The organism is Corallococcus carmarthensis (assembly GCF_003611695.1).
Lineage (GTDB): Bacteria > Myxococcota > Myxococcia > Myxococcales > Myxococcaceae > Corallococcus > Corallococcus carmarthensis.
Map to the genome: position 1 here is coordinate 49,238 of NZ_RAWE01000034.1, position 13,214 is coordinate 62,451.

Annotated in this window: 13 protein-coding genes; 4 read left to right on the forward strand and 9 right to left on the reverse strand. The window is 70.9% G+C overall.

Going from position 1 to position 13,214, the window contains the following annotated elements; all coding sequences use genetic code 11:
• Nucleotides 1-24 precede the first annotated feature (24 nt).
• Nucleotides 25-912: a hypothetical protein gene (locus D7X32_RS12590; protein WP_120602774.1), complete on the reverse strand. Its 888-nt coding sequence runs from the start codon at nt 910-912 to the stop codon at nt 25-27.
• A 165-nt stretch (nt 913-1,077) separates the two neighbouring features.
• On the opposite strand from D7X32_RS12590, the gene D7X32_RS12595 reads away from it, so the two are divergent.
• On the forward strand, nt 1,078-3,543 hold the full coding sequence (locus D7X32_RS12595) for a TonB-dependent receptor domain-containing protein (protein ID WP_279635578.1): 2,466 nt from the start codon (nt 1,078-1,080) through the stop codon (nt 3,541-3,543).
• A complete protein-coding gene (locus D7X32_RS12600) occupies nt 3,540-4,352 on the forward strand; it encodes a hypothetical protein (RefSeq protein WP_120602776.1) in 813 nt (270 codons plus the stop codon). The genes D7X32_RS12595 and D7X32_RS12600 overlap by 4 nt, the downstream gene beginning before the upstream one ends.
• 39 nt (nt 4,353-4,391) lie before the next feature.
• Here D7X32_RS12600 and D7X32_RS12605 read toward each other — a convergent pair whose 3' ends face one another.
• The 6 genes from D7X32_RS12605 to D7X32_RS12630 form a co-directional block, all read right to left on the reverse strand.
• Entirely contained in the window at nt 4,392-4,931 is a 540-nt protein-coding gene (locus tag D7X32_RS12605; RefSeq protein ID WP_120602777.1) for a Uma2 family endonuclease, read from the reverse strand.
• 129 nt (nt 4,932-5,060) lie between these two features.
• The gene (locus D7X32_RS12610; protein WP_120602778.1) at nt 5,061-6,029 is read right to left on the reverse strand and encodes a hypothetical protein; all 969 of its coding nucleotides are present in this window, start codon (nt 6,027-6,029) and stop codon (nt 5,061-5,063) included.
• Between the two features lie 112 nt (nt 6,030-6,141).
• Complete coding sequence (locus D7X32_RS12615) at nt 6,142-6,891, reverse strand: putative metal-binding motif-containing protein (protein ID WP_120602779.1); 750 nt, start codon at nt 6,889-6,891, stop codon at nt 6,142-6,144.
• Between the two features lie 129 nt (nt 6,892-7,020).
• The gene (locus tag D7X32_RS12620) at nt 7,021-7,665 is read right to left on the reverse strand and encodes a hypothetical protein (RefSeq protein WP_120602780.1); all 645 of its coding nucleotides are present in this window, start codon (nt 7,663-7,665) and stop codon (nt 7,021-7,023) included.
• A gap of 113 nt (nt 7,666-7,778) precedes the next feature.
• Entirely contained in the window at nt 7,779-8,375 is a 597-nt protein-coding gene (locus D7X32_RS12625; RefSeq protein ID WP_120602781.1) for a DUF1190 domain-containing protein, read from the reverse strand.
• A 41-nt stretch (nt 8,376-8,416) separates the two neighbouring features.
• A complete protein-coding gene (locus D7X32_RS12630; protein ID WP_120602782.1) occupies nt 8,417-9,112 on the reverse strand; it encodes a hypothetical protein in 696 nt (231 codons plus the stop codon).
• 256 nt (nt 9,113-9,368) lie between these two features.
• On the opposite strand from D7X32_RS12630, the gene D7X32_RS12635 reads away from it, so the two are divergent.
• Nucleotides 9,369-10,214, forward strand: coding sequence for an endonuclease/exonuclease/phosphatase family protein (locus tag D7X32_RS12635; RefSeq protein WP_244238979.1), 846 nt, complete (start codon nt 9,369-9,371; stop codon nt 10,212-10,214).
• 6 nt (nt 10,215-10,220) lie between these two features.
• Nucleotides 10,221-11,924, forward strand: coding sequence for a carboxypeptidase regulatory-like domain-containing protein (locus D7X32_RS12640; protein WP_120602784.1), 1,704 nt, complete (start codon nt 10,221-10,223; stop codon nt 11,922-11,924).
• Nucleotides 11,925-11,930: 6 nt separating this feature from the next.
• Here D7X32_RS12640 and D7X32_RS12645 read toward each other — a convergent pair whose 3' ends face one another.
• Both D7X32_RS12645 and D7X32_RS12650 read right to left on the reverse strand, forming a co-directional pair.
• Complete coding sequence (locus tag D7X32_RS12645; protein WP_120602785.1) at nt 11,931-12,470, reverse strand: MarR family transcriptional regulator; 540 nt, start codon at nt 12,468-12,470, stop codon at nt 11,931-11,933.
• Nucleotides 12,471-12,652: 182 nt separating this feature from the next.
• Nucleotides 12,653-13,214, reverse strand: a 562-nt coding sequence (locus tag D7X32_RS12650; RefSeq protein ID WP_208752411.1) for a hypothetical protein, incomplete at its 5' end; no start/stop codon positions are given.

The following is a 13,214-nucleotide window of genomic DNA, read 5'->3' on the forward strand; positions in this document are numbered from 1 at the left end:
GCCTTCCCATGAATGGGGAAGGCCCTACGGCGCGGCGACGGTGCAGACGCCGCCGCCGTTGAGGTGCGCCTGATCCACGATGCTCTGGGTGATGAACTCCTGGAGCGTGCGCAGGGCGTAGGCGCCGGGCTGGTAGACGACGGGCTGGCCCTGGGCGTCGCGCAGCTCGCCGCCGTCCAGGCCGCGCAGGTCGAGCAGGTCCTGGGACGCCAGCCCCTCCGGGGTGATGGCGTGGTTCGCGTCCGCGGTGGCGGCGATGGCCTCGAAGCGCAGCTGCACGCCGCGGTGGGTGCCCAGCCGGTCGTAGAACATGTGCTCGGCGTGGATGGTGACCTCCGCCTCCGCCACGGAGCTCTCCGGCACGACGAGGCCCTGGGTCCCGTCCACGCCGTTGATGCAGTCCACCATCCGCGCGTTGACGGGGAAGCCCATGCGGAAGGTGTAGAGGCCCAGGGTGGGGTCCCGGTTCTGCGCGCGACCCTCCACGAAGTAGCTGAAGCCGCGCTCGCGCATCATCGCCAGGTCGTCCGCGGACACGCCCGTGCCCGCCACGGTGCGCGCCTCCGGCGGGCTCACGCGGAAGGCCACGCCGTAGCGCCCCGCCTCCAGGCCGGTCAGGCCGGTGAGGGGCACGTCGCCCTTCTGCACGTCCACCAGCAGGTGCTCCGTCGTCGCCTGCACGTCGCCGGCCGCGGAGGTGAGGGTGAAGTCGCCCAGGGACACCAGGTACCTGGTGAACTGCACGGACCAACCGTCCTGGAAGAGGTGGTCCGCGTAGCCGCGCTGCGTGCCGTCCCCGCCGCTCAGCGTCACCCGCACGTCGCCCCGCGCCACGGCGTCGCCGCAGCCGGAGGCCGCGAGGCCCAGCGCGCCTATGAGCAGGCCCCGGGTCCACTTGCTTCGTTGGTTCATGCATCCGGTTGGTATTTGTAACTATGTTGCAAGTCAAGTCTGGGTTGCGATATCCACGGACCGCCGTTGGGAGGACCGCCTGTGCCGGGTGGGTCCCGCCGGCCGAGGTCGTTGCCCGTGTTCATCCCGACGCTGGTGCTCTGGCTGTTGAGCGCGTCGCCCGAAATGCCCGTGACGCCGCCCGTGCCGGTGGAGGCGCCGCCGCCCGTGATGCCGGCGGACGTCCCGCCGTTGACGGAGGCCGTGCGCGTGCTGCTGCGGCTGACCATCGATGCCGGGGGCGAGGTGTCCCAGGTGGAGGTGCGGGAGTCCGGGGGCGAGGCGTTCGACCGGGCCGCGATGGCGGCGGCCCTGCGGTGGCGCTTCGAGCCCGCGCGGCGGGGTGAGGAACCGCTGGAGGTGCGGGTGGACGTGCCGGTGATGTTCGAACCGGTGGCGGACGCAGGGGCGCTTGCCGCGAATGAAGCCGCCCCAGCGGAGCGCTCCTCGTCCATGCCCCCGGCGTCCATGGGCGCGGAGCCGCCAGCGCCCGCGAAGCCGGAGCTGCCCGTGTTCTCCACCACGGTGCGTGGGCAGTCCGCCGCTCCGCCTCCTGTCGCCGTGGGGGACTTCCACATCACGGTGGGGCAGCTCGCGGACGTGCCTCGCAACTCGGCCACGGACCTGATGCTGCTGGCACCGGGCGTGATGCTCGCCAATCACGGTGGGGAGGGACACGCGGAGACCGTGTACCTGCGCGGCTTCGACGCGGGCGAGGGCAAGGACGTGGAGATCCGCCTGGACGGCGTGCCCCTCAACGAGGTCTCCCAGGCCCACGGCCACGGCTACGCGGACACGTACTTCATCATCCCGGAGCTGGTGCAGTTCCTGCGCGTGACGGAGGGCCCGTATGATCCGTCCCAGGGCGACTTCGGCGTCGCGGGCACCGTGGAGTACCAGCTGGGGCTGGAGCGGCGGGGCATCACCGCGTCCGCCAGCTACGGCAGCTTCGCGTCGCGCCGTCTGTCGTTGGTGTGGGGGCCGCCAGAGTCCACCGCCGCCACCTTTGTTGGCGTGCTGCTGCGCCAGGGGCACGGCTTCGGCCCCAACCGCGCGTATGCGAACGCGGGCCTGATGGCGCAGACGGAGCTGCGCCTGGGGCCGGAGACGAAGCTGCGCCTGTTCGGCGCGAGCTACGGCGCGCGCTACGGCTCCGCGGGCGTGGTGCGGGAGACGGACGTCGTGGACTCGCGGCTGCCGTGCGACGCGGACGCGGACTCGCAGTTCTTCTGCCTCTACGACCCGAACCAGGGCGGCGCGAGCCAGCGCCACATCGCCTCCGTGGAGCTGACGTCCCGGCTGGAGCGCGGCGGCCGCTTCGTGCAGCAGGCCTTCGTCATCGCCCGGCAGATGCGCAGCCGCGAGAACTTCACCGGCTTCCTCCAGGACACGCCCCCCATTGGCGAGGCCCAGCGCGGCGACAACACGGAGCAGTCCTACCAGGGCACCACCGTGGGCTTGCGCGGCCGCTATACGCCGGGCCTCACCTGGTGGGGACAACCGCAGCCGGTGGAGCTGGGCTACGTGGCCCGCTACGACAACGTGCACACCCGCGCGCGGCGCCTGCGCGACAAGGGCGGTGCTCCGTACGCCACCGTCTTCGACAACCAGGTGCGCGTGACGAACCTGGGCGCGTACCTGTCCCTGCGGGGCGCGCCGCTGGAATGGCTCACGCTCCGGGGCGGCGTGCGCGTGGACACGTTCCTGTTCGGAGTGGAGGACCTGAACCGGCCGGCCGAGGACCGGCAGGGGGCTCGCATCCCGGAGGAGTCCGTGGAGGCCTACGGCTTCTTCGCCAGTCCCCGGGCCAGCGCGGAGGTGCGCCTGACGCCGCGCCTCACGTGGCTGACCAGCGTGGGCCTGGGCGCGCGCTCCAGTGACGCGGCCGGGCTGTCCGACGCGGAGTTCGCGCCGTACGCGCGGGTGACGTCGGGAGAGACGGGCCTGGGGTGGCGGTGGGGGGATGGCCCCTCCATGCTGGAGCTGAGGGGCGCCGTGTTCGCCACGCGCGTGTCGCAGGACCTGGTGTTCAGCGAGACGACGGGACGCAACCAGCCCATTGGCCCGTCGCAGCGGCTGGGCGCGTTCGGCAGCGCGCGCTTCCAGTGGGACCAACGCCTGGACGTGCAGGCGAGCCTCGCGTGGGCCCGCGCGACGCAACCGTTGCCCGGGGCCTCACCGTGGAAGCCGTGGGACGGCACGGTGCTGCCGTACATCCCGCAGGTGCTGGGCCGCGTGGACGCGTCGTGGCGGGGCAGCGCCGCCGTGGCCCGGCAGCCGGTGGGGTGGAGCGTGGCGCTGGGGCACAGCGCCATCGGGCCCAAGCCCCTGCCGCTGGACCGCTACAGCGAGTCCATCTTCCTCTTCGACGTGGCGGCCCGCGCGCGCTGGCGCTCCGTGGAGCTGGGCGTGTCGGTGGAGAACGTGTTGGACGCGCGCTGGCGCGAGTCCGAGTTCAACTACGTGTCCAACTTCCGCGGCCCCGACGCGCCCGCGTCCCTGCTGGCCACGCGTCACTTCTCCGCCGGTGCCCCCCGCACCGTGCGCGGCACCCTCACCGTGTACCTGGACCTCCAGGAGGAACGGCCATGATGCGTCCCACCCGTCGTGCCTTCACGTGGATGCTGGGCGGAGCGCTCGCGGCTGGCTGCGGCCTGTCCGGCACCGGAGGCCGGAGCATCACCTTCCGCATGGGGCTGCGCACGGCGCTCGCGCCCGGTGAGTCCACCGCCGGCACCTTCACCACCGACACCGGCTGGCGCGTGGCGCTCACCACCGCGCGCATGGTGCTGGGGCCCATCTACCTGTTCGAGAAGGCGTCCCCGCTCCAGCCGCGGGCCCTGCTGCGCCGCCTGGGAGACGTGCTGCTGCCCACCGCGCACGCGCACGAAGGGGACTTCTTCTCCGGCGGCCGCGTGCTGGGCGAGTGGGACCGCGAGGTGGTCTTCGACCTGCTCGCGGACGCGGGACAGGCGCGCGTGCTGGGGCGCTCTCCAGGCATCGCGGGCGTGGCGCGGTCGCTGTCGCTGCTGCTCCAGCCGCCTTCGAATGCCCTGGGCGCGGAGGCGGACGTGATGGAGGGGCGCTCGCTGTTCCTGGAGGGCATCGCGACCCAGGCGGCGGCACGCGTGCCCTTCCGCGTCGCGATGGACTTCCCGCCCCCCGTGGAGCTTCAGCGCGTGGACTTCGTGCCCATCGAGGTGGACCTGGACGACGAGGGCCTCTTCGTCCTGGAGCCGCAACCGCATCGCTGGTTCACCGGCACGCGGTTCGACCGGCTGACGTTGCCCGCGGATGAAACTCCCGTGGACGTGGGGACGGACACGCAGGTGTACCGGGCGCTGAGCGTCAACGTGCGCCGCTTCGACGCGTTCACGGGCGCGTGGGAGCCCGCGGCGTGAAGCCGTCGACGTGGGGGTGTTCCTCGCGCGCTGAGCCCTTCAGCCCTGGATCCAGAACGGCGCCAGCATCAGGTCCGCCTTGCCGAAGGGCTCCGCGCTGATGTGATCCTCCGCGACGAAGGTGTTCATCAGCACCCAGCGCTCGTGGTCCTGGCGGAACACCTCCACCACGCGGTGCACGGGGTTGATGACCCAGGCGTTGCGGATGCCCGCGCGGGCGTAGCGCGGCAGCTTGATGGCCAGGTCCAGCTTCGCGGTAGCGGGCGCCAACACCTCGCAGACCCAATCCGGCACGCGGTCGATGAAGGAGCCGTCGGGCAGCGTCGGAGGCCGTCCGCCCACCCAGCCCGCGAGGTCCGGCACGAGCACGTCCTGTCCCAGCAGCAGCCGGGGCTCGGCGGTCCACCACCAGCCCTCCGGCGCGCGGCCCAGCAACGGCGTCAGGCCCTGCTTGCGCGCGACGGGTGGCGACGAGACGTAGAGGATGCCATCGAGCGCCTCGCCCACCAGGTAGTGGGGCAATGTCTGCACTTCCTCGTAAGGGGCGAGCGTCCTGCGGGTGGCGGCGGCGTTGCGCATGCGGTGGGCCTCCGAGTCCGAGAGAGACCGTCACCGTAGCGAGCAGCGTTCCACGCGGCATTGGACCGCCAGGGTGGCCCATCTTGTCCTGGTGGACGCACGCACTTCCCACGGGTCGTGTGGGGCTTGCTATTCGCGCTCCAGCACGAACTGGAGGTGCTCCGAGGCCACGGGGCCGAACTGGAACAGGTAGATCTGATCCCCCGGTTCCGACGTGAACGTCACCGTGTGCGTGATGCCGGCGCAGATGAACCGCGCGGGCGCGAGCACCGACACCACGTCCGTCCCCGCCGTGTCGTTGGTGACCTTCGTGGGCACTTCCTGGTTCAGGTAGAGCGTGACGTGTTCGGCGTTCTCCGGGTCGGAGATGAAGCCCGTGTAGCCGCCGAAGCCCGCCTCACTGGAGCGCAGGGTGACGTCGTAGCGCGCGTGGCCGGTGTTCGTGTCGGGCGGGAAGTCGAAGGGCGTGCGGCCCGCGGTGACGGCCTCCGGCGTATTGATCAGCGTGTGCGTGCACGCGTGCTCCAGCGCCGGATCGCGCTCGCCGGTGGTGAAGTCCAGTGCGGTGTCACCCCCCAGTCCCACGGTGGCCGGTGACAGCGCGCGTCCGGCCGCGTCCCTCAGTGCATCCAGCGACAGGGCGTGGTGCGTGGAGACCTCCAGCGGCCGGGTGCTCTCCTCGGTGCGTGGCACGGTGACGGTGAGCGTGCGGGTGTCCCCGGACCAGGCGCCGGTGAGGACGCGCGCGGGGGCGGTGGTGTCCGTGCGGTCGTGCAGCGTGACCTGGGCGGCGGACGGGTCCATGGGTTCGCTGAACGTGAGCGTCAGCACCTTGCGGAAGGCGATGACCGGCGTCTGCCCGGAGGCGTCCAGGTACATCTCCAGCGGATAGACGTCTGTCTCGCCTTCGGAGGGACGTGCGGCTTTGACGGTGGCGGTGGACGCAATCGTGCCCGCGTCGCTGCCGGTGCCGGCATCGGAGCCCGCGTCCGTTGAGACGCCTGCGTCCGGCGTGTCGATGGGATCGTCGTCATCGCAGCCGGTCAGCGCGAGGGCGGCACAGGTGGCGAACAGGAAGGTGGCGGAGGAGAGACGCATCTGGGGGAGTCCTTCATGCAGGCTGGGAAGAGCCCACGCCGGAGCACCCTTCCGAGGTGAGGTGCTCCGGCGCGGGAGCGGACCGGCTCAGGCCCGCGTCAGGGGACAGCGGTCAGCACTGCGACCCGTCGCAGTTGTCATCGACGCCGTTGCCACAGATCTCCGTGGCGCCCGGGTTGATGCTGGCGCCGGAGCCCGGCGTGTCATTGCAGTCGAAGCGCTGCGTCGTGTAGCCGGAGGGCGGCGTGCACGCGGTGAGGACGGACGTGGCGTTGTTGCCGTACCCGTCGCCGTCCGCGTCCTGGTAGTAGCGCGTGCGCGTGTCGTTGAGGAACTCCGGCACCACGGTGAGCGCGTTGCCGGACGCAGGGCCCGTAGCGACGATGTACGTCGTGCCCGCCGTCAGGTCGTAGACGGACACGTACGTGAGCGAGCAGCCAGCGGACGACACGGTGTGCGTCAGCGCGGCCGGCACCGTGGCGCTGGTGCTGCCATTGACCACGGTGAAGGCCACGTTCTGCGTCCGGTAGAACGCATACGAACCGGTGGTGGCCGGAACGTACGTCACGGAGCCCTCGGCGCCGGACGGCAGCGCCAGGTCATAGGCCTTGTGCTGCGTGCTGATGGCGGGCGCGCTGGTGACGCGCGTGGCGCTCGCCGTGATGGACACGTGGTCCGTGGGGTTGCCTGCGTGGGTGCACGCGTGCGTGGTGATGCCCGTGCCCAGCGACGTGCAACCGGCCTCCAGCGCCTGCGAGTCCTGCGCCTCGAAGGAGGCCTCCGGCGCCTCCTCCATCGGTCCGCAGGCCGTCAGGCCAAGCGACAACAACGCGCCCAGCGCGATGCGCTTCATCTTCAACATGGGTGTTTCCTTTCGGGATGCCGGGCGCGAACGGGGTGCCAGGCGGCCAGAAGCCGCCGGTGCGCCCGGTGGCTCACTCATGCCGTAAACGCAACTTGGTTGCAATAAAGCTTCGGGCGATTCAGTCCGTCACTGGAGGTGTTCGATGACGAGCCCCAGGCCGGTGCGCGCGGTGGGGCCGAAGGTGACCGTGTACTGGACCTTGTCCGTCAGCTCGTAGCCGACCATCTGCTTCAGGCCGTCGCAGAAGGGACCGGTGGCCTGGGCGCCCACGGGCTCCACGACGCGCTCGCCTTCCTTCACGGTGACGGCGACGTCGGGCGTGCTCAGGTAGAGGACGAAGTCACCGGAGGCCCAGGCCTTGAAGCCGAAGGTGCCCACGGACTGGCCGTTCTCCGGGCGCAGCTTGACGGTGTAGTGCGTGTGGAAGTCGTCCACGCGCGGCTGACGCTCCGGAGAGGCGGTGACGGTGGCGAAGGGGCCGTTGGTGACGTGCCAGCAGGCGTGCTCGCCCTTGTCCCCGAAGTCGAAGCCCTCGCGCGGCACGTAGTCCGGGTCCGTCACGCACGACAGGCCCTGTTCACTGGCCAGGTAGCCCCGGTCACAGTGGCACCAGTCTCCCTCAGGCTCGCGGTGGATGTGGCCGTGGGGGGCGCATGGGTCGGCCTGCTCCTGGGGCGTGCCGTCCGGACCGGGCGGAGCGTCGTCGCCGCCGCAGGCGGTCAGGACCGCGAGGCCGCCGGCCAGGAGGAGGGCTGGAAACGGGGTGCGCATGGGACTGCCTCATTGGAATCCGTGATGTAGATGCAACTGAGATACAGAAGTTTTCGGATGTTGGGAAGGCCCGTGGACCTTGGAGGTGTCCACGGGCCTTCACTCACCGGGGCCTATTCCTCGGCGTGGTCGTGCGCGGTCTCCTCGATGACGAGGAGGAACGTGGCGGGCTGGGGAACGACGGCCGCGAAGTCCACGCGGTAGTCGATGCCACCTTCCAGGTCGGCCGTGACGGCGGTGCGCAGGCTGCCGCAGACCTCCTGCGGGACCTGGTAGCGGCACTCGAGGCCGACCTCCTCGTTGGTGGCCGCGTTGACGATGCGGACCGCGCGGTAGCCGGAGGTGAGGAAGGCGTACTCGGTGGACTCTTCCGGGGTGAAGATGACGGAGCCCGCGTAGCCGAGCGTCCACTGCCGGTACGCGATGGCAGGCAGGGTGACGTTGTACGCGGTGTGCCCCACGCTCACGTCCACGAAGGACGGGCTGCCGTAGGGCGCGGCGGTGACGGACTCGAAGGGGCCGTATTCGGCGTGGGTGCAGGAGTGCTCGGCGACCTCCGCCAGCTCCTCCGTGTCCTGGCAGGCGGCGAGCAGCTCCGACTGCTGGGTGACGGGGGCTTGCGACTCCGGGGCGGGGGCGTCTTCGGTACCGCAGCCGGCGAGCAGGAAGACGGCGCCAACGGCGAGCAGGGCAAGGGGGTGCTTCGACATGCGGGACTCCTCTTGGGTGGGTGTTGCGGGTGAGAGCGGGGCTAGGAGCGGTCCGGGCGCAGGACGAGCCAGGGGACGCGCACCTCGCCCGAGGGGAGGTGCTCGGGCGGGAGCTGGAGGTGGGCGCCGTGGGCGCTGGGGGACAGGCGGGAGGTGCGCTCCCACGCGTCGCGGAAGGACGCCTCGTCCGGGAAGGTGACGCGCGTCACGCAGCCGGCGGTGTAGCAGTGGGGTGGCTCAACCTGGACGGGCCGCACGTCCTGGTCGATGCGCGCGTGCCACGTGTCCAGCGCGGCGCGGGCGTCCTGAGTCCAGGGTTCCACGCTGTCACCGGACGCGGTGAGCTCCGCCAGCACCGCGTCACGGCGGGCCCGCGGGTCCGGGTGGTCCGCGCGCAAGGCTCGCACCAGTCGCACGCGCGTGTCGGGCAGCACACGGCGCGCACGGCCCCGGAGCTCCGGCTGCGGAGGCCCCTTCGCCTTCAGCGCCGTGTCGAGGAACACCTCCGGCGACAGGATCGTCTCTGGCTCCCGCGCGCTGGGCGCGGACTCCCGGACGGGCGTGATGGGAGGGAGCGCGGCTCCGGTCCTCTGGGGAGGGACAGGTGCCCGCTGGGACACGGTGGGCGCGGCGGGGACCGGCTCGACAGCGGCCTCCAGGGGCCGGTGGAGCCAGGCCACCGCGAGACACGACAACACGACTCCCGTGCCTCCGACACTCCAGACGATGCGGCTCATGGGGTCCCCTCTGGACGCACCTGTGGCGGTGCGCGCGCCTGCTCGCCTTCCCGCGAGCGGCCCGCAATAAATGCCACCGGGAGTCAAATGCAATCAAGTTGCATTTAAGGGGTGGTGTCGGGGGATTGTCGTGCCAGGGGGGCTGTCACCTCGATTCCACGAAGGGGGTCTTTTCCTGCGGCCCCGGCATGCTGAAGATGCGGCGCTTCTTCTCCCGCAGGCCCGGAGGTTCCGTGAAATGAGAGGATCGTCCTTCTTGTCGCGCGTCCTGGTGTTGACCGTGCTGGTGCTCCCCGCGTTGGCGCAGGCGGGCTCGTACCTTCGGGTGGTGAGCTGGAACCTCCGCCACGAGGGATGGGCCGCCGAGCAGACGTATCTGGATGACGCGAAGCAGTTGTGGAACCAGTTCGGTGCGAACAGCACGTCGAACAACGGCTGTGACGTGGTGTTCCTCCAGGAGGTGATGGAGGCCGCGGCGGCGACGGCCATCGCGCAGAACCTGACGCAGGTGTCCGGCGTGACGTGGACGGCGGTGGTGACGCCGCTCATCGGCCGGTCTTCCTACAAGGAGTCCTACGCGGTGCTGTACCGGACGGACACGGTGTCGCTCCTGTCCTCCACGGTGTGGACGGACACGGGGGACCTGTTCGAGCGCGAGCCGCAGGTGGTGAAGGTGCGCCACCTGCCCACGGGCGCGGACTACACCTTCCTCAACTGGCACGCGGTGTGGGGCACGGCGGCGGACCGCACGCTGGAGGCGCAGGCCATCGACGGCGTGTTCGCGTCCGTGCAGTCCGCGAGCGGCACGGACCAGGACGTCATCCTCGTGGGCGACCACAACATGGCCTGCACCCACGCGTCCTGGAGCCAGCTGAAGGCCGTGTCGCCCGCGGTGACGTGCAAGCTGGACGTGGCCACCACGATGAACACGTCCGGTGGCTTCGCCAACGCGTACGACCACTTCTGGATGCAGGACAGCTACGTGACGGAGTTCTCCAGCACGGGCCGCGACTACATCGCGAACACGGTGGACTACGTCACCCGGCTGTCGGACCACGCGCCGGTGTGGCTGTCCCTGTACTCCACCAGTGACACGGACTGACGCCACATGCGCGTGAAGTGGATCCTGGGTGTGACGGTGGCGGTGCTGCTTGGCGTCGGGTGGTGGCTGGCGTTCCGGTCCGTGCCCGTGCCGCTACCGGTGCCGGCAGCGCCTTCGATGTCCACTCAGGCCGTGGACGCCGGTGTGCTTGAAGTTGTTTCTCCGGCGGAGACGGAGGCGGACGCGGGCCTGTGGCTGACGGCGACGCTGGAGGGGGCGCATCCGTTCGCTGGCGAGGCGCGCGTGGGTGCGGCGTTCGTCGTCGAAGGGGACGAGGGGTGGTGGGAGGAGGAGAAGCGGCAGAAGGCGCTCAGCATCGTGGGGCCTTCGAGCCTGGAGGACCTGGCCAACGTGCGCGAGTGGATGCCGGCGCCCGCCACCGCTTCCTCACAGGGAGGCGTCTTGGGGCCGGTGGCGGTGCCTCCCGCGCCGCGCTACCAGGTGGTCGCGTTCGAGCCGGACGGGACCTTCTGGTGGGCGGACTTCGTGCCGGGCACTTCGCCGAAGTCGGGCACGCTGGACGCGGGCGTGTTGCGAGCGAACCGGCCCACGGGCGTGAGCGTCCGGCTGGAAGGTGCGAGGGACACGGAGGGGACGTTCTCCGTGCGCATCGAACGGGTCGTGGATCCCCAGGACGCCGAGCGGGCCAGCGCCCTGCAGCCCATGCTGGCGCTGGCGAATCCGGACCTGGGATGGGCGCTCGTGAATGGCACGCCGGTCCCGCTGCGTCCGGATGCGGACACGCGCCTGGCGCCGCTGCCTCCGGACAGGGCGGTGAGGTTGTGGCTGCGCGCGCCCTCGGGGCGGGAGGGCAGTCCGGTCGAGGTGCCTCTGCGTGAGGGCACCGTGAACCCGGTGACGCTGGACGTGGCGCGGCTGTTTCCCGAAGGCGTTGGCCGCTCCGTGACCTTGCGTGGACGGGTCCTGCTGGGCGGCTCGGACCGGTCCGGTGGGCGGATGGTGAGCTGGAGGGGAGGCGAGGAGCCGGTGGACGCCGATGGACGCTTCACGATTCCCGGCGTTCCGACCTGGAGTGCGACGCGCTTCAACGTCTATCGGGGGATGGAGGAGGACGGCCGTCCGGAGGCGCCTTCGATGTGGGACTTCGACTTCACTCCGACGGAGGCAATGCAGGGCGTGGTGGACGTCGAGTGGCGCGTGCCGGTGTACCGGTGGCTGGTGGTGCGGATGGATGGCTTCACGCGGGCGCAGTTGAAGGAGCGCGCCGTGCCGCCCTATCCGGTGTACCTGCTGGAACGCCGCGACGCGCAGGGCTTGTGGAGCACGGTGCCCTCGCGGAAGTTCGTTCCAGAGGAAGACGGCCTCGCGGTGTCCCTGCTGGAGCCCGGCACCTACCGCGTCCAGGTCGCGTCAGTGCCGTACGCGTCACGGCCGAGCAGCGTGGCGCAGGTGGGCGCGGACGACACGACCGTGGACGTGCGGCTGTCGCCAGCTCCGTCCGACGGTCCCTCTTGTGAGGTCCACGTCACCCGCCGGGGAGGTCCCGTGGCGGGAGCCATGGTGCTCGTGGGCGGGAAGTACCGCTCGATGCCTCCCGTGCGAGGGGAGACGGACAGCACGGGGCGCTGGCGGATGGGACCCATGACTTCCGACGTGCTGCCGATGTTCGTGCAGGGCGCGCAGGACGAATGGGAAGGCGACGGAGCGGAGGAGTGCCGCCGCTCGGGCGTCATCGAGGTGCGGCTGTAGGGCGCGTCAGGCGGCCGAAGCCCTTAGAAGCTCGTCGGGGACGCTGGCCAGCTCGGCGGTCTCCTCGGCCACTTCCTCGGCGGTGCGGGCCTGGACGGTCAGGGCCTGCACCCACAGCTCCAGGATGTCCATGAGCGCGCTGCGCGTCTCTCCCTGGAGCGGGGACAGCAGCTTCGCCATGCGCTCCTGCACCTGCGCGTTGAGCTCGTCCGTGAGCGCTCGGCCCGCGTCGGTGAGGCGCACGCGCACGCGCCGGCGGTCATGCCGCACCGAGCGCTCGCGGCTCACGAGCCCGCCGTCTTCCAGGCGGTCCACCAGCCGGCTCAGGCGCGGCATGGCGAGTCCTCCCAGGCGCGTGGCCAGCACGCCCACGGGCAGCAGGCTCTCCGCGCGCAGCCACCAGAGGGCCTGCAATTCCATCGGTTCCCAATGGGGATGTGTCAGAGCCGCCAGGGGACTCGCCAGCGCGTCGCAACGGGCCGCGTCCACGAGGAGGTTCCGCCACCGAGCCACCTGCACGCGCACATCCACTGAGAGTTCCGTCATGCACCCCTCCACGCCGTGGGCACGCACTTGCGTCCGGTCCCGCCTGTGACGCCCCGGCATCCCGCGGGCTTCCGTCCCGCGAAGCACTCAACGGGAATACGTGACGGACATATCGCTCTGGTTTCTGACCGGCTTTCCGTGAGGCACCGTCCGCCTCGTCTGGTACCGCGGATGCCGGAACCTCACGAGGCCTTGCTCACCTTGCGTCGTGCGGGTGCCGCCGTCTTCTTCCGCGCCATCAGCACCGAGCGTGCCTGGAAGGAGTAGCGCGCGACGCGAGGCGCCCACTTCACGAAGGCGCCGCAGGCGAGGTCCTCCGGGAAGATGCGTTGCGCCCGGAGTTCGTCCATCCGCGCCGCCAGCTCCGCCCAGCGTTCCGGTGACTCCTCGGAGCTGGGAGTGTCGTGGGCGCGGGCCTGGATGAAGTCCCACCACGAGCCCGTGGGCTCGTGTTCCACCAGGGCTTCCAGCACCCGCGTCGCTTCCGCTGGGTGGCCGATGATCATCGCGAGCAGGAGCTGGGCGAACTGGCTCTCTCCGGGGCGCTCCTGGCTTCCGACGAACGCGGCCCGCTCGTTCGCGGGGAGGGATGCGTGCAGGAGCCGGTACGTGTTGACGAAGCGCTTGGCGGCGCGGGGCGAGGGAATGAACCCATGCAGCGCCTTCATGAAGCGGCGCTCCTCGTCCGTGATGCGCAGGAGGAGCGGTGCAGGAGGCGGAGGGGGCGGTTCGCTGTCGATGGAG